Origin of the sequence: Streptomyces scabiei 87.22 (genome assembly GCF_000091305.1) — a bacterium.
GTDB classification, from domain to species: domain Bacteria; phylum Actinomycetota; class Actinomycetes; order Streptomycetales; family Streptomycetaceae; genus Streptomyces; species Streptomyces scabiei.
Map to the genome: position 1 here is coordinate 8,348,318 of NC_013929.1, position 21,804 is coordinate 8,370,121.

General features: G+C 71.9%; 22 protein-coding genes and 1 riboswitch. Of the genes, 18 read left to right on the forward strand and 4 right to left on the reverse strand.

All coding sequences use genetic code 11. From position 1 onward, the window contains the following. Nucleotides 1-217 precede the first annotated feature (217 nt). The 7 genes from SCAB_RS36170 to SCAB_RS47460 all read left to right on the forward strand — a co-directional run bounded on the left by SCAB_RS36170 (nt 218) and on the right by SCAB_RS47460 (nt 5,544). The gene (locus SCAB_RS36170) at nt 218-1,006 is read left to right on the forward strand and encodes a carbon-nitrogen hydrolase family protein (protein ID WP_013005060.1); all 789 of its coding nucleotides are present in this window, start codon (nt 218-220) and stop codon (nt 1,004-1,006) included. Between the two features lie 48 nt (nt 1,007-1,054). Then, complete coding sequence (locus SCAB_RS36175; RefSeq protein WP_013005061.1) at nt 1,055-2,752, forward strand: flavin monoamine oxidase family protein; 1,698 nt, start codon at nt 1,055-1,057, stop codon at nt 2,750-2,752. 198 nt (nt 2,753-2,950) lie between these two features. Continuing rightward, nucleotides 2,951-3,481, forward strand: coding sequence for a hypothetical protein (locus tag SCAB_RS36180; protein ID WP_049875802.1), 531 nt, complete (start codon nt 2,951-2,953; stop codon nt 3,479-3,481). 44 nt (nt 3,482-3,525) lie between these two features. Beyond that, a complete protein-coding gene (locus SCAB_RS43885; protein ID WP_049875803.1) occupies nt 3,526-4,302 on the forward strand; it encodes a histidine kinase in 777 nt (258 codons plus the stop codon). A 17-nt stretch (nt 4,303-4,319) separates the two neighbouring features. Beyond that, nucleotides 4,320-4,703 carry a sensor histidine kinase gene (locus SCAB_RS43890; RefSeq protein WP_013005064.1) on the forward strand — a complete coding sequence of 128 codons (384 nt, stop codon included), beginning with the start codon at nt 4,320-4,322 and terminating at the stop codon, nt 4,701-4,703. Beyond that, nucleotides 4,700-5,371 (forward strand): response regulator, encoded by a 672-nt coding sequence (locus SCAB_RS36190; protein ID WP_013005065.1) that lies wholly within the window; start codon nt 4,700-4,702, stop codon nt 5,369-5,371. Before SCAB_RS43890 ends, SCAB_RS36190 begins: the two co-directional genes overlap by 4 nt. Further along, nucleotides 5,368-5,544 carry a hypothetical protein gene (locus tag SCAB_RS47460; RefSeq protein ID WP_158512271.1) on the forward strand — a complete coding sequence of 59 codons (177 nt, stop codon included), beginning with the start codon at nt 5,368-5,370 and terminating at the stop codon, nt 5,542-5,544. Before SCAB_RS36190 ends, SCAB_RS47460 begins: the two co-directional genes overlap by 4 nt. Here SCAB_RS47460 and SCAB_RS36195 read toward each other — a convergent pair whose 3' ends face one another. Both SCAB_RS36195 and SCAB_RS36200 read right to left on the reverse strand, forming a co-directional pair. Beyond that, nucleotides 5,545-6,267 (reverse strand): DUF5995 family protein, encoded by a 723-nt coding sequence (locus SCAB_RS36195; RefSeq protein WP_013005066.1) that lies wholly within the window; start codon nt 6,265-6,267, stop codon nt 5,545-5,547. It abuts the gene before it with no gap. Nucleotides 6,268-6,395: 128 nt separating this feature from the next. Then, nucleotides 6,396-7,607 (reverse strand): MFS transporter, encoded by a 1,212-nt coding sequence (locus tag SCAB_RS36200; RefSeq protein ID WP_037725722.1) that lies wholly within the window; start codon nt 7,605-7,607, stop codon nt 6,396-6,398. A gap of 223 nt (nt 7,608-7,830) precedes the next feature. Between SCAB_RS36200 and SCAB_RS36205 the strand changes: the two genes are divergently transcribed. From SCAB_RS36205 to SCAB_RS36250, 10 genes are all read left to right on the forward strand, one after another. Then, complete coding sequence (locus tag SCAB_RS36205) at nt 7,831-9,048, forward strand: ROK family transcriptional regulator (protein ID WP_013005068.1); 1,218 nt, start codon at nt 7,831-7,833, stop codon at nt 9,046-9,048. A gap of 342 nt (nt 9,049-9,390) precedes the next feature. Beyond that, a riboswitch (FMN riboswitch) is annotated at nt 9,391-9,521 on the forward strand. Nucleotides 9,522-9,676: 155 nt separating this feature from the next. Beyond that, entirely contained in the window at nt 9,677-10,297 is a 621-nt protein-coding gene (locus SCAB_RS36210; RefSeq protein WP_013005069.1) for a riboflavin synthase, read from the forward strand. Further along, entirely contained in the window at nt 10,294-10,926 is a 633-nt protein-coding gene (locus SCAB_RS36215; RefSeq protein WP_013005070.1) for a nicotinamide mononucleotide transporter family protein, read from the forward strand. Before SCAB_RS36210 ends, SCAB_RS36215 begins: the two co-directional genes overlap by 4 nt. Beyond that, on the forward strand, nt 10,923-12,212 hold the full coding sequence (locus SCAB_RS36220; protein ID WP_013005071.1) for a bifunctional 3,4-dihydroxy-2-butanone-4-phosphate synthase/GTP cyclohydrolase II: 1,290 nt from the start codon (nt 10,923-10,925) through the stop codon (nt 12,210-12,212). The genes SCAB_RS36215 and SCAB_RS36220 overlap by 4 nt, the downstream gene beginning before the upstream one ends. 64 nt (nt 12,213-12,276) lie before the next feature. Then, the gene (gene ribH / locus SCAB_RS36225; RefSeq protein WP_013005072.1) at nt 12,277-12,762 is read left to right on the forward strand and encodes a 6,7-dimethyl-8-ribityllumazine synthase; all 486 of its coding nucleotides are present in this window, start codon (nt 12,277-12,279) and stop codon (nt 12,760-12,762) included. Between the two features lie 34 nt (nt 12,763-12,796). Continuing rightward, on the forward strand, nt 12,797-13,069 hold the full coding sequence (locus tag SCAB_RS36230; protein ID WP_013005073.1) for a phosphoribosyl-ATP diphosphatase: 273 nt from the start codon (nt 12,797-12,799) through the stop codon (nt 13,067-13,069). 46 nt (nt 13,070-13,115) lie between these two features. Continuing rightward, entirely contained in the window at nt 13,116-13,988 is an 873-nt protein-coding gene (gene hisG / locus SCAB_RS36235) for an ATP phosphoribosyltransferase (protein WP_013005074.1), read from the forward strand. Nucleotides 13,989-14,009: 21 nt separating this feature from the next. Beyond that, complete coding sequence (locus tag SCAB_RS36240; protein ID WP_013005075.1) at nt 14,010-14,474, forward strand: PH domain-containing protein; 465 nt, start codon at nt 14,010-14,012, stop codon at nt 14,472-14,474. Nucleotides 14,475-14,745: 271 nt separating this feature from the next. Continuing rightward, nucleotides 14,746-16,089: a hemolysin family protein gene (locus SCAB_RS36245; protein WP_013005076.1), complete on the forward strand. Its 1,344-nt coding sequence runs from the start codon at nt 14,746-14,748 to the stop codon at nt 16,087-16,089. Then, nucleotides 16,086-17,174, forward strand: coding sequence for a hemolysin family protein (locus tag SCAB_RS36250; RefSeq protein WP_013005077.1), 1,089 nt, complete (start codon nt 16,086-16,088; stop codon nt 17,172-17,174). Before SCAB_RS36245 ends, SCAB_RS36250 begins: the two co-directional genes overlap by 4 nt. A gap of 80 nt (nt 17,175-17,254) precedes the next feature. On the opposite strand, the gene SCAB_RS36255 is transcribed toward SCAB_RS36250, so the two are convergent. Continuing rightward, complete coding sequence (locus tag SCAB_RS36255) at nt 17,255-19,129, reverse strand: AAA family ATPase (protein ID WP_037725727.1); 1,875 nt, start codon at nt 19,127-19,129, stop codon at nt 17,255-17,257. 434 nt (nt 19,130-19,563) lie between these two features. Then, complete coding sequence (locus tag SCAB_RS36260) at nt 19,564-20,217, reverse strand: uridine kinase family protein (protein ID WP_013005079.1); 654 nt, start codon at nt 20,215-20,217, stop codon at nt 19,564-19,566. 172 nt (nt 20,218-20,389) lie between these two features. Between SCAB_RS36260 and SCAB_RS36265 the strand changes: the two genes are divergently transcribed. Then, complete coding sequence (locus SCAB_RS36265; RefSeq protein WP_013005080.1) at nt 20,390-21,775, forward strand: peptidase C39 family protein; 1,386 nt, start codon at nt 20,390-20,392, stop codon at nt 21,773-21,775. Nucleotides 21,776-21,804 lie beyond the last annotated feature (29 nt).

Sequence of the window (21,804 nt, forward strand, 5' to 3'; positions counted from 1 at the left end):
GATCGCGCGGCCCCCGCGGCCCTGACGGACGCGGGTGACGCCCTCTCTCGGCGGCGCAACGAATCGTCGTGCGGGCCCGGCCGCACGCAACGAATCACCCATCGGCGCGCAATGGCCGCCGCTTGTCCGGCTCGGCGCGCCGACCGTACGGTCTAGGTGGCCCCCGAACCGTCCCGGGCAGGCCCCCGACCCCCCTTCGTCCCGGTGAGGAACACGCATGCGTACCGCCCTGCTCCAGAGCTCCGGCCGGCCCGGCTCGGTCGTCGGGAACCTGAAGGTGCTCGACGAGGCCGCGGGGCGGGCGGCCGCCGCCGGGGCGGGGCTGGTGGTGGCGCCGGAGATGTTCCTCACCGGGTACGCGATCGGTGACGACATCGCGAGGCTCGCCGAGACCGCCGACGGGGACTCGGCCGACGCGGTCGCCGAGATCGCGGGGCGGCACGGGGTCGCGATCGTGTACGGATATCCCGAGCGTGCCGGTGACGTGGTCTTCAACTCGGCGCAGCTCGTCTCCGCCGACGGCGAGCGGCTGGCGAACTACCGCAAGACCCATCTCTTCGGCTGCTTCGAGCGCGACCACTTCACGCCGGGCGGGCGCTCCGTCGTCCAGGCCGAACTGAACGGACTCCGCGTCGGGCTCCTGATCTGCTACGACGTGGAGTTCCCGGAGAACGTCCGCGCCCACGCCCTCGCCGGAACCGACCTGCTGGTGGTGCCGACGGCGCAGATGCATCCGTTCCAGTTCGTCGCCGAGTCCATGATCCCGGTCCGGGCCTTCGAGAACCAGATGTACGTCGCCTACGTCAACCGGGTGGGCCGCGAAGGGGAGTTCGAGTTCGTCGGGCTGTCCACGCTGGCCGGTCCCGACGGGGTCGCCCGCACCCGCGCCGGCCGCGAGGAGGACCTCGTCCTCGCCGACGCCGACCCGGCCTTCCTCGCGGCCTCACGCGCGGCGAACCCCTACCTCCAGGACCGGCGCCCCGCTCTGTACGGGTCCCTCGTCTGAGACCCGCCCCGCCCGCACACCCCTTTTTCCGCTAGGAGTTCGTACCCCATGACGTCCACCGTGCCCAACGCCATCGAGCACGCAGACGAGCAGCAGCCGCCGATCACCATGTTCGGTCCGGACTTCCCGTACGCGTACGACGACTTCCTGGCCCACCCGGCCGGGCTCGGCCAGATCCCCGCCACCGAGCACGGCGCCGAGGTCGCGGTGATCGGCGGCGGGCTGTCCGGCATCGTGGCGGCGTACGAGCTGATGAAGATGGGGCTCAAGCCGGTCGTGTACGAGGCCGACCGGATCGGCGGGCGCCTGCGGACCGTCGGGTTCGACGGGTGCGACCCCTCGCTCACCGCCGAGATGGGGGCGATGCGCTTCCCGCCGTCCTCCACCGCGCTCCAGCACTACATCGACCTGGCCGGTCTGGAGACCCGGCCCTTCCCCAACCCGCTGGCCGAGGCCACGCCCTCGACCGTCGTCGACCTCAAGGGCGAGTCCCACTACGCCGAGACGATCGACGACCTGCCGCAGGTCTACCGGGACGTCGCCGCCGCCTGGAACGCCTGTCTCGAAGGGGGCGCCGACTTCTCCGACATGAACCGCGCCCTGCGCGAGCGGGACGTGCCGCGCATCCGGGAGATCTGGGCGAAGCTCGTCGAGCGGCTCGACAACCAGACCTTCTACGGCTTCCTCTGCGACTCCGAGGCGTTCAAGTCCTTCCGCCACCGCGAGATCTTCGGCCAGGTCGGCTTCGGCACGGGCGGCTGGGACACCGACTTCCCCAACTCCATCCTGGAGATCCTGCGGGTCGTCTACACCGAGGCCGACGACCACCACCGCGGCATCGTCGGCGGCAGCCAGCAGCTCCCGCTGCGGCTGTGGGAGCGCGAGCCGGAGAAGATCGTGCACTGGCCGTACGGGACGTCCCTGCGGTCCCTGCACGTCGACGGTGAGCCGCGGCCCGCCGTGACCCGGCTGCACCGGACCGCCGGCAACCGGATCACGGTGACGGACGCGAACGGCGACATCCGCACCTACCGGGCGGCGATCTTCACCGCCCAGTCCTGGATGCTGCTGTCGAAGATCGCCTGTGACGACTCGCTCTTCCCGATCGACCACTGGACGGCGATCGAGCGGACCCACTACATGGAGTCCAGCAAGCTGTTCGTGCCCGTCGACCGGCCGTTCTGGCTGGACAAGGACGAGCACACCGGCCGGGACGTCATGTCGATGACCCTCACCGACCGTATGACGCGCGGCACGTACCTCCTCGACGACGGCCCGGACAAGCCCGCCGTCATCTGCCTCTCCTACACCTGGTGCGACGACAGCCTCAAGTGGCTGCCGCTGTCCGCGAACGAGCGGATGGAGGTCATGCTGAAGTCGCTCGGCGAGATCTACCCCAACGTCGACATCCGCAGCCACATCATCGGCAGCCCGGTGACCGTCTCCTGGGAGAACGAGCCCTACTTCATGGGCGCCTTCAAGGCGAACCTGCCCGGCCACTACCGCTACCAGCGGCGCCTGTTCACCCACTTCATGCAGGACCGGCTGCCCGAGGACAAGCGGGGCATCTTCCTCGCCGGCGACGACATCTCCTGGACGGCCGGCTGGGCCGAGGGCGCGATCCAGACCGCGCTCAACGCGGTCTGGGGCGTCATGCACCACTTCGGCGGCACCACCGACACCACCAACCCCGGACCCGGAGACGTCTACGACGCGATCGCGCCCGTCGAACTCCCGGAGGACTAGGCGCAGCTCCAGTCCTTGTGGGCCGACCACGACTGGGCCTCCGGCACCTGGTGGCCCCTTCCCTGAGCAGATCCGTCACCCGCGATGTCACCCCGTTCGTCACCCCGCGGTGTGACGTGCCGTTCGGCGTTGCTTCCTCACGTCGAATCCCGGCGGGGCATCCGGTCCACGCCGGGGAACACCAGGGAGATCTGCGTCATGCTGGAAGCACTGGCCGTCGTCGCGATCGTCGTCTACGTCGTGGGGCGGCAACTGTTCGGGGAACCGCTGCGGGGCAAGCGGGTGATCCTGCTTCCTGTCATTCTGACGGCGATCGGGGCGAAAACGCTGAGCGGGGACGTCACCCGGGCCGACATCGGGTTCATCGTCGTCGGCGCTGTCGGTGCCGCCGTGATCGGGATCGGCCAGGGCGCGACGCTCCGTCTGGAGCACCGCGACGGCGGCCTCTGGGGCCGGATGCCGCTGGGCGGGCTCTGGTGGTGGGCTGCCCTGATCGCGACACGGATCGCCCTGATGCTGATGGCAGGGGCGGCGGGAGCACACGTCGCGGCCTCGACCGAGCCGATTCTGCTGACACTCGGCCTCAACCGGCTCGGCCAGGCCGCAGTCGTCACCCTCCGTGCGCACCGGTCCGGCATCCCCTTCGCTCCGGAGAAGGACGGCTCGGTGTTCATGGGCGGCCGGGACCCGCAATCCCCCGGGGCCTCGAGGCGACGTGGACAGTCGTGATCCGCTTTCTTCGGGACGGTCCGGCGGAGGAATATCGTGAGCATGTGCTGTTCGCCATGACCTGGCTCATCAGAGCGGGAGTCTTCGCCGCCGCGGGGGTCGGCGTCTTCCTCCAGTCCTCGCTCGACCCCGTCGCGCTGCCGGTCGCCGTCACCGTGTACGTCCTGTGCGGGGTCCTCATGGTCGGGTGGGCCGTCCTGGAGCGGCGGCACACGGCCGGCCGCCGGGCGGTACCGGTCGTCCTCGGTGTCATCACGGTACTGTCCTGCGTGGTGAGTGCGCAGAGCGGCATCATGTGGATGGCCGGTCTGGCCGTCGTGACGGTGATCGCCGCCGCCGCGGATCCCCGGCTGGCCGTCGGCTGGACGGTGTTCGCCGCGGGAGCCATCGCCGTGACCGCCACCTCACTCCTGACCCGGTCCGCCGGACACGCAGCACTGGAGATCATGCTGATGCTGGCCGTGGGACTGCTGGCGGGCCTCAACCGTCGCTCGTACCGGGTCCGGGCCGAGCAGAACGCGGTCCTGCTGGCCCAGGCCGGGGAGCTGCGCGCCCAGCAGGAGCGCGGCGCCGTCCTCGACGAGCGCACCCGTATCGCTCGCGAGATCCACGACGTGCTGGCGCACTCTCTGGGGGCCCTGAGCATCCAGATCCAGACGGCCCGCGCGCTGCTCGCCGAGCCCCTCGACACCGCGACCCGACCCGACCCGATCCGGCCCGCGCCGATGCCGTACTCGCGGTGGCACATCGGCTGGCCTCCGAAGGGCTGCAGGAGACCCGGCGTGCCGTACACGCCCTGCGATCCGGCACCCGGCCGCTGAACGAGGAACTGGCCGCGATGGCCGACGCCCACCGGCAGCGGCACGCGGCCGCCGTCGACCTCCAGGTGGACGGCACTCCTGCGTCCCTGCCGCCGGAGCAGACCCTCGCCCTGGTCCGCACGGCCCAGGAATCGCTCGTCAACGCGGCCAAACACGCGCCCCGCCGCCCCGTCACTCTCACGCTGACCTATGAGGACCATGACGTGACCCTGCAGATCACCAACCCGCTGGGCGGCACATCCCACGACGGCTTCGCCACCGTCGACGGCGGCTACGGGCTGACCGGCATGCGCGAACGTCTGCTGCTCCTCGGCGGAACCCTCACCACGGGTGCCGTCGAAGCACGGAGCCCCGGCGGGGCCGGTGAGCTGTGGACGGTCACGGCACGGGTACCGCGGTGAACCGACCCCGGGAGACCGGACGCCCACTGCGTGTCGTCGTCGCCGACGACCAGGCCAGTGTCCGCGAAGGACTGTCCCTGATGCTGGACCTCCTCCCCGACATCGACGTCGTGGGCTCCGCGGCCGACGGACGGCAAGTACTCGACCTGGTGGCCGAGTTGAGCCCCGATGCCGTCCTGCTGGACCTGCACATGCCGGTGATGGACGGCATCGAGGCCACTCGGCGGCTGACGGCCGAACACCCGGAGGTGGCCATCGTCGTCCTCACCACGTACGCGGACGACCGTTCCGTGCTCGACGCACTCCGGGCCGGCGCGCGCAGTTACCTGACCAAGGACGCCGACCGCATGCACATCGCGGCCACCCTGCACAGCGCGGCGGCCGGCCTGTCCGTACTGCACCCTCAGGTGCAGGCAACCCTCCTCGCCGCCGCTTCGGGCACAGCCGTGTCCGACCGGCCCGCGCGGAAACTCCCGGACGGTCTGACCCGCCGCGAGGCCGAGATCCTCACGCTCATTGCTCAGGGCCTCAACAACGCCGAGATCGCCGACCGGCTCTTCCTCAGCGGCAACACCGTCAAGACGCACATCAACCGCGTCTTCGCCAAGACCCGCTCCCGCGACCGCGCGGCGGCTACGCTGTACGCGCGTCGACATGGGCTGGCGTGAGCCGGTACCGCCCGAACGCCCTGTGGGTCACCCGTACTTGGAACGAGCGGCATCGCCGCTGGTCCGCGGACGGAACGGGGAAGGCCGTCCTGGAGGAACTGCAGATCGAGGCGGATACCGACGACCCGGACGGGGACCCCGCCCGCCAGGCCCGGCGTCGACCACGCTCGTGATCAGTACGCCCGGGGCCCGTCGGAGGCCATCGGGTACGGGCAGTCGGGCAGCGGGGTCAGCAGCAGACGGCCCGTCAGGCCCACCGCCGCGTCCAGGCGCCGGGCGGACTCCTCGGCGAGATCGGGGAGCCCGCGCAGTGCCCACAGGGCGCGTGCCGTCGACCAGGTGGCCTCGCGGGCGCGTTCCAGGCTCCACGCGCCCAGCAGATGGGTGAGCGGATCGGCGATCTGGAGCAGGTCCGGCCCGGGCATCAGCTCCTCGCGCACACGCTCCTCCAGCGACACGAGGACATCGCCCACATGCTCGAACTCGTCCTCCAGATCGGCGGGTTCGCAGCCGAGCGTGCGGCAGGTGTCCACGACGGCCAGCGCGAGATCGTGCCCGATGTGCGCGTTGATGCCGCAGAGGGCGAACTGCAGCGGCCGTACGCCGGGATGGCACCGGAACTGCAGCAACGGCCGCCAGCAGGCGGGTGCGTGCTCGCCCTCGGCGACCCGCAGATAGCGTTCGGCGAAGAGCACGTCCAGGGTGACGGCTGCCTCCGTGTCCGGGAAGTGACCGGACTCCAGCCGCCGGCCGATGTCCTCCGTGACGGTGAGGTAGACGCGGTTGAAGACGGCGATCCCGTCCCGCGCGGGGAGGACCGCGTCCAGGGCGCGCATACGGGAGACGACCGTGTCCACTGCGTCCACGGCAGGGGTGAACTGTTCCGACTGCGCCATAGGGGGCAGGGTCCCAGGCCGGGCCCGCCTCGGCCCCCGCCGTGCCCGGCGCGTCCCCGGAACGGGGTAACGCGACGCACCGGAGCGGCTCCGTCCGCGCCCGCCCAGGCCGGTTTCCGGCGCCGGTGTCAGGGCTTCGGGTCGAGGACGGCCGAGTCGGTGCGGGGTACCCGGGGGTGGTGCCGCTCGCCGGCCCGCAGCACCCCCGCGAAAGCGACCAGCCCGCACGCCAGCACGGTGACCAGGCCGAACGACACGACCAGGCTGGTCAGTTCCGCCAGACCACCGATCGCGCTCGGCGCGACCAGCCCGGAGGTGTACGTGATGGTCGCGACGCCCGCGATGGCCAGACTGGGGTTGGGCCCGCTGCGGCCGGCCGCGGCGAAGCAGAGCGGGACGACGACCGCGATACCGAGGCCCATCAGGGCGAAGCCGCCCATCGCCACCGCCGGCTGGTCCGAGACGACGATCAGGAGCCCGCCGAGCACGGCCAGGGCGCCGCTCACCCGCACCGTGCGGACGGCGCCGAAACGGTTCACGACCGCGTCGCCCACGAGCCGGGCCACCGCCATGGTCAGCATGAAGCCGGTGGTGCACGCTGCCGCGAGTCCGGCCGACGCCTCCAGCTGGTCCCGCAGGTAGACCGCCGACCAGTCCAGCGCCGCCCCTTCCGCGAACACCGCGCAGAACCCGACCGCGCCGATCAGCAGCGCCGACTTCGGAGGCAGCGCGAACCGGGGCGGCGGCTCCTCGTCCTCGGTGGGCCGGAGATCCAGTACCCATCGGCAGGCGACCAGGCCGAGAAGGGTGAGCGCGGCCGCCGCCAGCCCGTGGTGCAGCCGGGCGTCCGAGCCCAGGTGGGCGGCGAGGGTGCCGCCCGCCGAGCCCACGAGGGCGCCCACGCTCCACATGCCGTGCAGGCCCGACATGATCGACTTGCCGATACGGCTCTCGACCTCGACGCCGAGCGCGTTCATCGCCACGTCCGCCATGCCCGCCGACGCGCCGTACACGAACAGCGCGAAGCAGAGCGTCCACAGGTTCGGCGACAGGGACGGCAGGACCAGGGCGAGCGTCCACAGGGAGAGCAGCCCGCGCAGCGCCGTCCGGGCGCCGAAGCGGTGACTGATCCGGCCCGCGAGCGGCATCGCCAGTGACGCGCCGATCGCCGGGAAGGCGAGGGCGAGACCCAGCCGGCCCGCGCTGACCCCCGCGTGGTCCTGGATCCACGGCACGCGCGTCGCGAACGAGCCGGTGACGGCGCCGTGCACGGCGAACACGGCCGCCACGGCGTACCGCGCCCGCCTCACCTCGCGCTGCTCGTAGACCGTCACGCCCATTCCTCCGCCTCCCTGTGCACCCGATGCGCCGAGCCGTCGGCGCGCACGGCGGCATCCGGGTCCGTCCGCCGCGCGACCGCCCCTCGGACGTCCGGTTCCCCGCTGCCCCGCGCCCACCCGTTTCGCCGCGCGCAGTAAACTATCAGGAACCCTGCCTGATAGATAGGGAGCGGTCGCCGAGGCCACCGGCCGTGCGGCACAGCAGATCTGGGAGGATCCCGGCATGCCCGCATCACCCAGCACCGCCCGAGCCATCAACGACCGGCTCGCCCTGCGGCTGCTGCAGCAGGAAGGACCGCTGACGGCCGGGCAGTTGAAGGAGCTGACGGGTCTGTCCCGGCCCACGGTCGCCGACCTCGTGGAGCGCCTCGCCGCCGCCGGGCTGATCGGGGTCGTGGGGGAGTCGGGCGAGCAGCGGCGCGGGCCCAACGCCCGTCTCTACGGCATCGTCGCGGACCGTGCGCACCTCGCCGCGCTCGATGTGCGCACCGAGGGCGTCACCGTCGTCGTCGCCGACCTGCTCGGCCGCGAGCTGGCGCGGGCGTCGGTCCCGATCGCGGACGACACCGGCACGGGGCCCGCCGTGGAGCAGGCGGTCGCCCTGGTGGAGCGCGCCGCGAAGGAGGCGGGCGCCGACCGGCTGCACACGGTGGTGGTCGGCGCCCCCGGCCTGATCGACCCGGCCACGGGCGAACTACGCGACTCCAGCGGCCTGCCCGCATGGCACCGCCGTCTGGTCGCCGCCCTCGGTGAACGGCTGCCGGCCCGCGTGCTCGTCGAGAACGAGACCAACCTCGCCGCTCTCGCGGAGCAGCGGGACGGCGCCGCCCGCGACCGCGACACCTTCGTCCTGCTCTGGCTCGGCCTGGGCACCGGCGCCGCCGTCGTCCTCGACGGCCACCTCCGCCGGGGCGCCTCCGGCGGCACGGGTGAGATCGGCTTCCTGCCGGTGCCGGGTCCGGCCACGCTCCCCTCGGCCACCGACTGCGAGGGCGGCTTCCACTCCCTGGCCGGCGCGGCGGCGGTCGGGGCCCTGGCCGGGGCGCACGGTCTCACCGCCGAGGCCGTACCGGGCGAGCCGCACGCGGCGACGCTGGTACGGGCGGCGGCCGGGCCTTTGTCGGGCGGCACCTCCGCCGGGCGAGCCGTACCCGGCGACACCCGTGCGCCCTTCCTCGACGCCCTGGCCGACCGTGTCGCCCTCGGCGCGGCCTCCGTCGTCGCCGTGCTCGACCCCGGCTGTGTGGTGCTCGGGGGCGAGGTCGGACAGGCCGGCGGGGAGGAACTGGCCGTCCGGGTGGAGCGGCGGCTGGCGGCGATGTCGCCGTTGCCGACCAAGGTGCGCGCGAGCGGGCTCGGCGGGGCTGCCGTGCTGCGCGGCGCGCTGCTCATGGCCCGCGAGTCCGCCCAGGACGAGGTGTTCGCGCCGCCCGCCCGGTGACGGCCGGCTTCGCCGGGCCGCGCGTGCCGTCGGAGGCGCGTGCCCGCCGCGGGGGAGTGCCCCGAGGGACCCGGCGACGGGGCAAGGGCCGTCGTCACCGTCGCCGGGCCGTTCCGGGCGGGTACCGCGACCGCAGACTTTAAAAGGACTAGACCAAGCCGGTCAATGGGTCTCGTCCCTTTCGAGTGGGTTCGTCGGCGCGGAAGTTGACCCTTGGTCAGGGAGATGCGGAGGTGTACCGGTGTCGCCGAAGAAGTCCAGCGACACGGCCTGTGAGCCACCCCACAGTTCTCACCCGCATGGGCGTCGACCGGGCGTGGCACACTGGCTCTGTACCAGAAGCAGCGCACTCCGGGGTCGGTGAAAGTCCGAACCGGCGGTTACAGTCCGCGACCCGGTCGCTTCCAGCGGCCGGTTGACCAGGTGAAATTCCTGGACCGACGGTTAAAGTCCGGATGGGAGGCAGTGCGCGGCGGGCGGGCATTCGTGCGCGCTGCCGTCTGTTTTTGGCCTACCCCCGCAGGGGTGGGCCTTCACACGGCGTCGCTCCCTGTGCCGCTGTCCGCTCATGTCTGTCGTCTTCGACAGCCCCGGAGTCCGTGCCCTATGAGGCAGGAGGACCCGGGAAGTGTTCACCGGAATCGTCGAAGAGCTGGGTGAGGTCACCGCCGTCGAGAAGCTCGGCGACTCCTCCCGCTTCCGACTGCGCGGACCCGTCGTCACCGAGGGCGCGCGCCATGGCGACTCCATCGCCGTCAACGGCGTCTGTCTCACGGTCGTGGAGCACGAGGACGACTGGTTCACCGCCGACGTCATGGCGGAGAGCCTGCAGCGCTCCAGCCTCGGCGCCCTCACCGTCGGCTCCCGCGTCAACCTCGAACGCCCCATGGCCGTCGGCGACCGCCTCGGCGGCCACATCGTCCAGGGGCACGTCGACGGCACGGGCGAGGTCATCGAGCGCAAGCCGTCCGAGAACTGGGAGATCGTCAAGATCTCGCTCCCCGCGGACCTCACCCGGTACGTCGTCGAGAAGGGCTCCATCACCGTCGACGGCATCAGCCTCACCGTCGTCGACGCCGGCCCCGACCACTTCACGGTCAGCCTCATCCCGACCACCCTCGACCTGACCACGCTCGGCCGCAAGCAGCCCGGCGACCCGGTCAACCTCGAGGTCGACGTCATCGCCAAGTACGTCGAGCGCCTGCTGGGCGACCGCGGGACGGCCGGCACGCCGGGAGCGGGACAGTGAACGCGCTGAACACCGTCGCCTTCACCGCCTTCGGCCAGCAGATCCTCTGGTCGGACATGATCGGCAACATCCTCGGCCTGATCGCCCTCGCCCTCGGCGCGGTCCGCTCCCTGTGGAACTGGCCCGTGCAGTTCCTCTCCGGCCTCGTCCTCTTCGGCGCCTTCGTCGGCCACCTCACCGGCAGCGCCGGCAAGCAGGTCATCGTCATGGCCGTCGCCGCGTACGGCTGGTGGCAGTGGAACCGTACGAAGGGGCAGTCCGCGGACGGCGCCATCACCCCGCGGTTCGCCACCTGGCGCGAGCGCGGCGGCCTGATCGCCGGCGCCGTGCTCGGCACCCTCGCCGTCGGCGGGATCTTCACCGCGTACCCGACCCTGTCCTGGGACCCCTGGCCGGACGCGTACATCTTCACCGGCACCATCGTCGCCATGTACGCCCAGGCGCGCGGCATGGTCGAGTTCTGGTTCGCCTGGCTGCTGGTCGACCTGGTGGGCGTCCCGCTCAACTTCGCCAACGGCTACGCCTTCTCCGGTTTCGTCTACATCATCTACGGCGCGCTCGTCCTGTGGGGCATGCGCGACTGGTGGCTGCGCTCCCGCAAGCCCGCTCTGGAAGGAGCCCCGGCATGACCACGGCGCCGATCCTCTACAGCACCAGCGACATCGAGAACTTCGCCCTCGACCCCGTCGAGCAGGCCATCGCCGACATCGCGGCGGGCCGCCCGGTCGTCGTCGTCGACGACGAGGACCGCGAGAACGAGGGCGACCTCGTCATCGCCGCGGAGAAGGCCACCCCCGAGATCATCGCCTTCATGATGAGCGAGTGCCGGGGCATGATCTGCGCCCCCATGGAGGGGGACGAGCTGGACCGGCTCGAACTGCCGCAGATGGTGCAGCAGAACACCGAGTCCATGCGCACCGCCTTCACCGTCACCGTCGACGCGGCCCCCCGGCACGGCGTCACCACCGGCATCTCCGCCGCCGACCGCGCCACCACCCTCCAGCTCCTGGCGAGCGGCACGGCCGAACCGGGCGACTTCGTGCGCCCCGGCCACATCTTCCCGCTGCGCGCCCGCACCGGCGGGGTGCTCGTGCGCGACGGCCACACCGAGGCCGCCGTCGACCTCGCCCGTCTCGCCGGTCTGCGCCCGGCCGGGGCGATCGTCGAGATCGCCGGCGAGGACGGCCGGATGCTGCGCCTGCCCGAACTGATCCCGTTCGCCCGCAAGCACGGCCTGACGATCATCTCCATCGAGGACCTCATCACCTACCGCCGCTCCGCCGAGCCCACCGTCCGGCGCGAGGCGAAGACCCGGCTCCCCACGGCCTTCGGCGACTTCACGGCCCACGGATACCGCTCCACCGCCGACGGCGTCGAGCACGTCGCCCTCGTCCACGGCGAGATCGGCGACGGCGAGGACGTCCTGGTCCGCGTCCACTCCGAATGCCTCACCGGCGACATCTTCCACTCGCTGCGCTGCGACTGCGGCCCCCAGCTGCAGACCTCCCTCGAACGCATCGCCGCCGAGGGCCGCGGCGTCGTCGTCTACCTGCGCGGCCACGAGGGCCGCGGCATCGGACTGCTGTCCAAGCTGCGCGCGTACGAACTGCAGGAACGCGGCCGCGACACCCTCGACGCCAACCTGGAACTGGGCCTGCCCGCCGACGCCCGGGACTACGGCGCGGGCGCGCAGATCCTGGCGGACCTGGGCGTCCACAGCCTGCGCCTGATGACCAACAACCCCGAGAAGACCGACGCCCTCGTCCGGCACGGCCTGCGCGTCACCGACCGCGAACCGATGCCGGTCCGCGCGGGCGAGCACAACCTCCGCTATCTGCGTACCAAGCGCGACCGGATGGGTCACGACCTGCCCTGGCTGGACACCGCGACGGCGTCCACCTGCGGCAACCAGTAACGAACAGCGGCACGAACGACCCACGCAACAACAGTCCCAGGAACCACAGGCATCAAGGAGCAACGTGAGCGGCAAGGGCGCACCCGAACTGTCCGTACGCAACTGCGGCGACCTGCGCGTCGCGGTCATCGCGGCCCAGTGGCACGAGAAGGTGATGGACGGCCTCGTCGAAGGCGCTCTGCGCGCCCTGCACGACCTGGGCATCGACGAGCCGACCCTCCTGCGGGTCCCCGGCAGCTGGGAACTCCCGGTCGTCGCCAAGGTCCTCGCCGGCCGCGGCTACGACGCCATCGTGGCCCTCGGCGTCGTCATCCGCGGCGGCACGCCCCACTTCGAGTACGTGTGCCAGGGCGTCACCCAGGGTCTCACCCAGGTCTCCGTCGACACCGGCGTTCCCGTCGGCATGGGCGTACTGACCTGCGACACCGAGGAGCAGGCCCTGGACCGCGCGGGCCTGGAGGGCTCGAACGAGGACAAGGGCCACGAGGCGGTGACGGCGGCGGTGGCGACCGCGACCATCCTCCGCTCAGTATCTGAACCCTGGCGCTGAGGCAGGGGCGGTTGCGCGTAGGCTGAGCCTCACCATGTCCAAGAAGACGTTCGAGGAGCTGTTCGCCGAGCTCCAGCACAAGGCCGCCACCGGCGACCCCGCCACTTCCCGCACCGCTGAACTGGTCGAGAAGGGCGTCCATACCATCGGCAAGAAGGTCGTCGAGGAGGCCGCCGAGGTCTGGATGGCCGCCGAGTACGAGGGCAAGGAAGCGGCCGCCGAGGAGATCTCGCAGCTGCTGTACCACGTCCAGGTGATGATGGTCGCCCGCGGCATCTCCCTGGACGACGTGTACGCCCACCTCTGAACCGCACCGCACACCCCCTCCCGAACGAACGAAGGAAGCTCGCCTCATGCTGCGCATCGCCGTCCCCAACAAGGGTTCCCTGTCCGGACCTGCGGGGGAGATGCTGCATGAGGCCGGCTACCAGCAGCGCCGGGAGTCCAAGGAGCTGCGGATCGTCGACCCGGTCAACGAGGTCGAGTTCTTCTACCTCCGCCCCCGCGACATCGCGATCTACGTCTCCTCCGGCCGGCTCGACATCGGCATCACCGGCCGGGACCTGCTGATCGACTCCGGCGCCGACGCCGAGGAGATCCTCCCGCTCGGCTTCGCCCGCTCCACCTTCCGCTTCGCCGCCAAGCCGGGAACGGCGACCGGCGTCGCCGACCTCAAGGGCAAGACGGTCGCCACCTCCTACGAGGGCATCGTCGCCGGCCACCTCGCGGACAACGGCATCGACGCCTCCGTGGTCCACCTCGACGGCGCCGTGGAGACGGCCATCGAGCTGGGTGTCGCCGAGGTCATCGCCGACGTCGTCGAGACCGGCACCTCCCTGCGCAACGCCGGCCTGGAGGTCTTCGGCGACCCGATCATGAAGTCCGAGGCCGTCGTCATCCGCCGCGTCGGCGCCGGCGCGTCCGAGGACCCGGAGAGCTCGGAGCACGAGGCCAAGGTGCAGCAGTTCCTGCGCCGCCTCCAGGGCGTCCTCGTCGCCCGGACCTACGTGATGATGGACTACGACTGCCGCGTCGAGCAGCTGGAGAAGGCCGTCGCCCTCACCCCGGGCCTGGAGTCCCCGACCGTCTCGCCGCTGCACAACGAGGGCTGGGTCGCCGTGCGCGCCATGGTCCCGGCCAAGGAGGCCCAGCGGATCATGGACGATCTGTACGACATCGGTGCCCGGGCCATCCTGACCACCGCCATCCACGCCTGCCGACTCTGACGGCCGGGGAGTCGTTTCACCATGCCGGACCAGTCCGTCCTCCCCGCCCTGCCGGTCACTTTCCGGCCGGGCCGCACCCGTGCCGTGCTGCTGACCGCGGCGGGCGCCATCTTCGTGGTCATCACGGTGGTCGCGCTGCTGCTGCCGACGCTCGGTCCGGGGGAGCGCCTCAGTTTCGTCTTCACGGCGGCCCTGCTCGCCGGGGTGCTCGGCCTGCTCTCCCGGCCCCGGGTGATGGCCGACGAGTCCGGGGTGACCGTGGTCAACATCACTGCCAGGCGGCAGCTGGGCTGGGCGGAGATCGTGCAGGTGAACCTGCGGGTCGGTGACCCCTGGGTCTTCCTGGACCTCACCGACGGCACCAGCCTGCCCGCCCTCGGCATCCAGCCCGGCATCGCCAAGCAGCGCGCCATCGAGGACGCCCGGACCCTCCGGGCCCTGGTGGAGGCCCGGTCGGTCACCGAGCCCGACCGGCACCGCGACTGACCCGGCCCCGGCAACGGGGCGCGTCGGGGCCGTCCCCCGGGGAAGGCCCCGAGCAAGATCGGGGACGACTCGGGGCCGCCGCCCCTGCCGCAGTGGCCCCTGTCTTGATTAATCTGTTGGCGGAGACGTTTTCGTCGCGCCTCCGCCTCTGCCGTTCCGGCCCCCGGAAGGCAGAGGCTCCCTGCTAGTTCGAGGAGTGACTCCTTCCAGCGATGGACGGATCGTCCTGTAGTACCTGCGCCGCCCCCTTTCGACGCATCGAGGCGGCGGCATGATCATCCCCCTGTTGCTCCTCGGAGCCGCGTTCCTGCTGATCCTCGCCAACGGCTTCTTCGTGGCCGCCGAGTTCGGCCTCGTGACCGTCGAGCGGGCGGAGGCCGAGAAGGCCGCCGCCGAGGGTGACCGCCGGGCCCACAAGGTGGTGGGCGCGCTCAGGGAGCTGTCGTTCCAGCTCTCCGGCACCCAGCTCGGCATCACCATCACCTCCCTCGTCGTCGGCATGCTCGCCGAACCGGCGCTCGCGGAGATACTCCACGGCCCCTTCACCGCCCTCGGCATACCCGAAGGCGCGGTCTCCGGGATCGCCGTGGTCGTCGGCATGCTGCTGGCCTCCGCGGTGCAGATGGTCATCGGCGAGCTGGTGCCCAAGAACTGGGCGGTGTCGAAGCCGATGCAGGTCGCCCGCTTCGTCGCGGGCCCGCAGCATGTGTTCTCCCGCCTGTTCCGCCCGGTCATCGCCGCGCTCAACGCGGTCGCCAACCGGCTGGTCCGCGCCTTCGGCGTCGAACCGACCGACGAGCTGGCCTCCGCCCGGACCCCCGGCGAGCTGGTCTCCCTCGCCCGGCACTCGGCCCAGGCCGGCACCCTGGAACAGGACACGGCCGACCTCTTCGTCCGCACCCTCTCCCTGGGCGAACTGACCGCGGAGAACGTGATGACACCCCGGGTGAAGGTCAGCGCCCTGCAGTCGTCGGCCACCGCCGAGGACGTGGTCAACCTGACCCGGGCCACCGGTCTCTCCCGCTTCCCCGTCTACCGGGAGCGGATCGACGAGATCGTCGGCATGGCCCACCTCAAGGACGCCCTCGCGATCCCGGCCCACGAACGGCTGCACACCCCGGTCGGCCGTATCGCCAAGGCCCCGCTGCTCGTCCCGGAGTCACTGCCGGTGCAGCCGCTGCTGGCCCGGCTGCGCAGCGAGCAGCCCATCGCCGTCGTCGTCGACGAGTACGGCGGTACGGCGGGGGTGGTGACCCTGGAGGACATCGTCGAGGAACTGGTCGGTGAGGTCCGCGACGAGCACGACGGGCACGAGCGGCCCGAACTCGCCGCCGCCCCGCCCGAGGACGGCCGCCTCGCCTGGGACGTCGACGGCAGCTGCCGGGTCGACGTGCTCCAGCGCATCGGCCTGGACGTCCCGGAGGGCCCGTACGAGACGGTCGCCGGGCTCGTCGCCGACCTCCTCGGCCGTATCCCCGCGCCCGGCGACAGGGCCGAACTGCCCGGCTGGCGTCTCGCGGTACGGCAGGTCGGGCACTACCGGGCCGAGCGCGTACGCCTCGTGCGCACCGCGGCCGCCACGGACTCCGTCCCGCTCGCGGAGGCGGCCCGATGAGCCTGATCCAACTCCTTTTCGCCCTGCTCCTCGTGCTCGCCAACGGCTTCTTCGTCGGCGCCGAGTTCGCCCTCGTCTCCGTCCGGCGCAGCCAGATCGAGCCGCTCGGGACCACCCGGGCCCGCCAGGTGCTCTACGGCCTGGAGAACCTGCCCCAGATGATGGCGGCGGCCCAGTTCGGCATCACCGTCTGCTCGCTGACGCTGGGCGCGGTGGCCGAGCCGACGGTGGCGAAGCTGCTGGAGCCCGTCTTCGAGGCGATCAGGCTGCCGCACGGCATGATCCATCCCCTGGGCTATGTGATCGCGCTCGCCGTCGTCGTCTTCCTGCACCTGGTCATCGGTGAGATGCTGCCGAAGAACCTGGCGATGGCGGCGCCGGAGAAGACGGCGCTGTGGCTCAGCCCGGCGCTGGTGGCCTTCGCGCGGCTGTGCAAGCCGGTCACGGCCGGTCTGGGCGCCTGTGCCCGTCTGGTGCTGAGGCTGTTCCACGTCGAGCCCAAGGACGAGGTCGAGGCGGTCTTCACCAGCGTTCAGCTGGTGCGGCTGGTCGAGGACTCCGGCCAGGCCGGGCTGCTCGACCCCGAGGAGCAGGAACGCCTGGAGGACGCGCTGGAGCTGGGCTCCCGCCCGGTGACGGACGTCCTGCTGAGGCGCGACTCCCTGGTGACGGTGGCCCCTTCGGTGACCCCCGCCCAGGTCGTCGCCCTGACCGCCCGCACGGGCTACTCCCGCTTCCCGGTGATCGCGGAGAACGGCGCCTTCATGGGCCGCTACCTGCACGTCAAGGACGTCCTCGATCTGGAGGACTCCGAGCGCGCCGTCCCCCAGCAGGTCTGGCGCCCCATGACCACCCTCCGCGCGGAACTCCCGCTGGACGACGCGCTGACGGTCATGCGGCGGGCCGCCACGCATCTGGCCCAGGTGGCGGACGCGTCCGGGAAGGTGCTGGGCCTGGTGGCCCTGGAGGACGTCCTGGAGCTCCTGGTCGGCGAGGTCCGCGACCCGGCCCACCGCGAGCTCCAGCCGCCCCGGGTGACGGAACCGAGGGGCAGCGAATCCCCGACGGAGGCCCTCGCAAGCTGATTCCGCGTGGTTCCCCGTGCCCCGTCAGGGGCGCGGGGAACCACGCGAACGGGGTCCGGGGCGGAGCCCCGATGTCTTCCTCACATGGCCGAGGGCTCCCCGGGCCCCCGCCCCGACAGAACCTCCCCGTACGCCTGCATCAGGTCGGGCAACCGCAGCGTCGACAGATCGTCCCGCGTGGGAATCGTCGGATACCCCGACAGCCGCAGATCCCGGTACGCGCAGCTCTTCTCGTACAGCGTCCGCAGGAACCGCCCGTTCCCCAGCTCGTCGATCCATCCCTGGTCGACGACGTGCCCCGAGACGGACCGCAGCTCGTCGAGCGCCTCCTCGTCCCACACGTCCCCGTTCTCCGCCGCCAGCACCTCCCCGATGGAGGTCAGCTCCAGCGGCCGGTAGGAGGGGAAGTCGACCCGGGTAGTGAACCGGGAGGACAGACCGGGATTCGCCGCCAGCAGCCGGTCCATGCCCTCCGGATAGCCGGCCAGGATCACGACCAGATGGTCCCGGTTGTCCTCGGCCCGCTTCAGCAGCACCTGCAGCGCCTCGTCGCCGTACGCGTCGCCCTTGCCGTACCCGGAGTTGGACAGCGAGTACGCCTCGTCCACGAACAGCACGCCGCCGATCGCGGAGTCGATCAGCTCGTTGGCCTTCACGGCGGTCTGCCCGAGGTACTCGCCCACGAGGTCCGCCCGCTGTGCCTCGACGAGGTGATCGCCGCCCAGCAGCCCGAGCGCGTAGAAGACCCGGCCCAGTATTCGCGCCACGGTCGTCTTCCCGGTCCCGGACGGCCCGGAGAAGACGAAGTGCCGCTTGGGGGGCTGGACCGGCAACCCCTGGCCCGCCCGCAGCCGTGCCATGTTCAGCTGCGCGGACAACGCCTTGACCTGCCGCTTCACCGGCTCAAGGCCGACCATCCGCTCCAGCTCCGCGAGGGCCTCCTCCAGCAGCTCCGGGTCCGTCGGCCCGGCCGGCAGCGACAGCGGCTCCACCGGCACCACGGACTTCTCCCGTACGAAGGTGTCGCCGGCCTCGGGCGGCAGCCCGCCCGACGGCGGGAGCCCGGGGTCGGAGACCTTCAGGTCCCGGCCCTCGGCGTCGAAGAACGGCTCCAGCCCGTCGCCGTCGAGGACGTCCTGCCCGATCCCGGCGAGCGCGATCGCGGCGAAGTCGCTCGCGTCGTCGTCGTACCCGTCGCCCTCGGCGATGGCCGCCAGCCGCGCCGAGGTGTCCATGAAGGCGGGGTCGACGCGGTGCACCGCCCGGTACAGGGGCAGCGCGGCCGCGCTGCGCCCGGTGCCCTCGTGGGCCCGCGCCAGCCAGTAGCGCAGCTCCTTGCGCTGCGGCTGTTCGCTGCGACAGCGCATCAGCGCGGCGGACAGCAGCGGTTCGGCCTGGCCGTACGTCTCCAGCCGGACCCGGGCCATCCCGCCGAACAGGCCCGCCTCGATCCCCAGCAGCGGGTCGTCGAGCAGCGGATCGGTGTGCCGGACCAACTGCTCCCAGTCCTTGACGAGATAGGCCCGGCAGGCGTGCAGGAAGCGCACCTGGTGGTCCGCGTCGACCGGCGGCAGTCCCGCGAGCGCCCGGTCCAGCTCGGGCACATGGCGGCCGTCCAGCCAGTGCGAGGCGTGCGCGAGGAGCAGATCGCGCGGGCTCTCCAGCACCGGCTGCACCCACCAGCCCAGCCAGTACCAGGAGTTGAGGGTCCGCCGGTGGCGCGAGCGCTGCTCGCCGAAGCGCTCGCGGTGCCGGAACATCCTCAGCAGCGCGGTCGTCGTGTCCACCCGCAGCGCGTGCAGCCCGAGCCAGCCGTCGGCCATCCCGGGATCCATCCGCACCGCGGCGCGGAACTCCTCCTCCGCCTGCGGATAGGCGCCCATCGTGTAGGCGTCCACGCCTCGCAGCCAGGCGAGGTCGGCCGGTGCCTCGGGGCCCCGCGAGCCGAAGTCCATCACGTCCCCCACAAACCGTGCCCCCGCTGGAAACCGAACGGGCCGGTGCCCGTCGGCAGCCTTCGTCGAACCGCTGTGCAGCGGACGGGAGTTGCGCCGGAGCGTTGCTGCAGCCGTCCGAAGGTCGCACCTTGGGCATCGTACCTGCGGGTCGGTCGCCGTTCTAAGGGTGCCGCCGTGCTCGTCCGAGGAGGTGGGAGCGGACGGGGTGCGTCGCGGACGGTGACCGAGGGTGAAGGAATCGTGCCCCCGGGGTTCCGGTAGAGCCGGAAAAGGGCAGAACGAAGCCCCCGATCACGGGGGAACAACCGGGGGCTTCGTGTGTGAGGGCGGTCGCCGAGGACCGCACATTGAGAACGTAAGACCTGTACGGCCCCTGGGTCAAGCCGAGTTGGGGCTCTCGGGGCACTTCTCGGACAGCCGCCTTCACAGGTTCAGCACATTGCGGATGGTCCGTCACCCTGAGTGAGGGAAGGTCCGGATCCTGGAGTCGTCGCAGGTCCCGGCAGCACCTCGTACCCCGTGTCTCCCGGCCGAATCAGCAGACCGGCGAAAGGCCGAGAAGGGTCCTCGGCGAAGTGCCGGCGTTCCGCCCGGACCCAGCCGTCCCAGAACTCGCTCTGCTCCGCCCCGTCCCGCGCCAGCCCCCGCGCCCAGGCCGCCTCCCGGGGGAACTCCATCCACACCAGTGCCGCGAGATGCGGTCGCAGCGCACGCCTGCCCGCGCCCACCCCCTCGACGACGATCACGGGCGCGGGCGGCAGGACACGAGCGGGGCCGAACGCCCGCGCACGCCAGTCGTACGGGGCCCAGCGCGCGCTCCGGCCGTTCCCGAGCGGCTCGATCACCTGCTCCAGCAGGCGCCCGGTCCAGGAGAACAGTTCCTCGTGCGTGGCGACGTCGTCGAGGTGCAGCACCGGGGCGCCGTCGAGCGCGTCGGCGAGCCGTCCGGCGAAGGTGCTCTTCCCGGAGCCGGCGTGCCCGTCGACCCCGACGAGCCGGACCGGCCCGCAGGAGGGCGGCAGCCGTCGCAGCCGGGCGGCGAGCGCCGCGACGGCCGGGTCCATGGGTGCGGGGGAGGCGTGCATACCCGGATTCAACACCGTGGCGCGAGGTCGGAGCATGCCAGAGGTGTCGACCAATATTGGCGGGCGTGGCGAGGCGCGAGGTGCTGGCAGAAGCCGTCGTCCGCCGTTCATAGTGGGCGAACAGCCGTGCGTCTGAACCGTTCCTTCAGAGATCACTGGGGGTCTCCCGCAGATGACGAGCCTTTCCGAGCCGTCCCGCAGAACCGTCCTGACCGCAGCCGTCACCGTCGCCGCCACCGCCGCGGCGGGCGCATCACCGGCCCGGGCGGTGGCCGACACCACGAGCGGCCGGGGCGCAGCCCTCGCCCGTCGCGCACCAGCACCGGAACGCCTGTCCGACTACCACGCCTGGACCACCTACACCGACTGGCGCTCCGGCGGCCACGAGGGCACCCGGGCCAAGGCGGGGGAACGCCCGGGACTGGTGGTCGGGACCCCGCTCGGCACACTCGACCACACCGACCCGCACACCGGGCGGACGGCCACCTGGGAGTACGCGACCTGGACCTCCCCGGTCCACCGGCTCACCGCCCCCGCGACCGAGGTCATCGCGTCCTGGAACGCCGGCACCCCGGCGGGCACCTGGATCGGCATCGAGATGCGGGGCACGTACTCCGACGGCACGGACACGCCCTGGTACGTGCTGGGCCGCTGGGCGTCCGGCGACCAGGACATCAGGCGCACCTCCGTGGACGGCCAGGAGGACGGCCGGAGCAGCATCTGGACCGACACCTTCGCCATCGACGACCCCGCCACCGGGCTGCGTCTCGTCTCCTACCGGCTGCGGCTGACCCTCCACCGCACGCCCGGCACCCGGCTCACGCCCACGGTGTGGCGGCTCGGCGCGATGGGCTCCGACGTCCCCGACCGCTTCACCGTCCCGGCCTCCGTCCCCGGGGTCGCCCGGGAACTGGACGTCCCGCGCTACTCGCAGGAGACCCACAAGGGGCAGTACCCCGAGTACGACAACGGCGGCGAGGCCTGGTGCAGCCCCACCTCCTCGCAGATGATCATAGAGTTCTGGGGCCGGAAGCCCAGTGCCGCGGACCTGGCCTGGGTGAACCCGGCGTTCGCGGACCCGCAGGTGTGCCACGCGGCGCGGTTCACCTTCGACTACCAGTACGAGGGCTGCGGCAACTGGCCCTTCAACGCCGCGTACGCCGCCACCTACAAGGACATGCAGGGCGTGGTGACCCGGCTGGGCTCGCTCACCGACCTGGAGACGCTGATCGCGGCGGGCATCCCGGTGATCACCTCCCAGTCCTTCCTCGCCTCGGAGCTGACGGGCGCGGGATACGGCACGGCCGGGCACCTCATGACGGTGGTCGGCTTCACCGCCGAGGGCGACGTCGTCGCCAACGACCCGAACTCGCCGACCAACGAGGCGGTGCGCCGCGTCTACCGGCGGCGCGAGTGGGAGAACATCTGGCTGCGGACCAAGCGGTACAACGCCGCCGGCAAGGTCGCCTCCGGCACCGGCGGCGTCTGCTACCTCTACTTCCCGGCGCGGCCCACACCACGCCAGCTCGCGGCGCTCGCGGCGGTGGGCGTCTGCTGACGCGGGCGCGCGGGCGCGGCGCGGCTCCC

Excerpts from the sequence above, each read along its gene's own strand:
- SCAB_RS36170 (WP_013005060.1), top strand. The coding sequence starts at position 218 with ATGCGTACCGCCCTGCTCCAGAGCTCCGGCCGGCCCGGCTCGGTCGTC.
- SCAB_RS36175 (WP_013005061.1), top strand. The coding sequence starts at position 1,055 with ATGACGTCCACCGTGCCCAACGCCATCGAGCACGCAGACGAGCAGCAG.
- SCAB_RS36180 (WP_049875802.1), top strand. The coding sequence starts at position 2,951 with ATGCTGGAAGCACTGGCCGTCGTCGCGATCGTCGTCTACGTCGTGGGG.
- SCAB_RS43890 (WP_013005064.1), top strand. The coding sequence starts at position 4,320 with ATGGCCGACGCCCACCGGCAGCGGCACGCGGCCGCCGTCGACCTCCAG.
- SCAB_RS36195 (WP_013005066.1), bottom strand. The coding sequence starts at position 6,267 with ATGGCGCAGTCGGAACAGTTCACCCCTGCCGTGGACGCAGTGGACACG.
- SCAB_RS36200 (WP_037725722.1), bottom strand. The coding sequence starts at position 7,607 with ATGGGCGTGACGGTCTACGAGCAGCGCGAGGTGAGGCGGGCGCGGTAC.
- SCAB_RS36205 (WP_013005068.1), top strand. The coding sequence starts at position 7,831 with ATGCCCGCATCACCCAGCACCGCCCGAGCCATCAACGACCGGCTCGCC.
- SCAB_RS36220 (WP_013005071.1), top strand. The coding sequence starts at position 10,923 with ATGACCACGGCGCCGATCCTCTACAGCACCAGCGACATCGAGAACTTC.
- SCAB_RS36230 (WP_013005073.1), top strand. The coding sequence starts at position 12,797 with ATGTCCAAGAAGACGTTCGAGGAGCTGTTCGCCGAGCTCCAGCACAAG.
- hisG (WP_013005074.1), top strand. The coding sequence starts at position 13,116 with ATGCTGCGCATCGCCGTCCCCAACAAGGGTTCCCTGTCCGGACCTGCG.
- SCAB_RS36240 (WP_013005075.1), top strand. The coding sequence starts at position 14,010 with ATGCCGGACCAGTCCGTCCTCCCCGCCCTGCCGGTCACTTTCCGGCCG.
- SCAB_RS36245 (WP_013005076.1), top strand. The coding sequence starts at position 14,746 with ATGATCATCCCCCTGTTGCTCCTCGGAGCCGCGTTCCTGCTGATCCTC.
- SCAB_RS36250 (WP_013005077.1), top strand. The coding sequence starts at position 16,086 with ATGAGCCTGATCCAACTCCTTTTCGCCCTGCTCCTCGTGCTCGCCAAC.
- SCAB_RS36255 (WP_037725727.1), bottom strand. The coding sequence starts at position 19,129 with ATGGACTTCGGCTCGCGGGGCCCCGAGGCACCGGCCGACCTCGCCTGG.
- SCAB_RS36260 (WP_013005079.1), bottom strand. The coding sequence starts at position 20,217 with ATGCACGCCTCCCCCGCACCCATGGACCCGGCCGTCGCGGCGCTCGCC.
- SCAB_RS36265 (WP_013005080.1), top strand. The coding sequence starts at position 20,390 with ATGACGAGCCTTTCCGAGCCGTCCCGCAGAACCGTCCTGACCGCAGCC.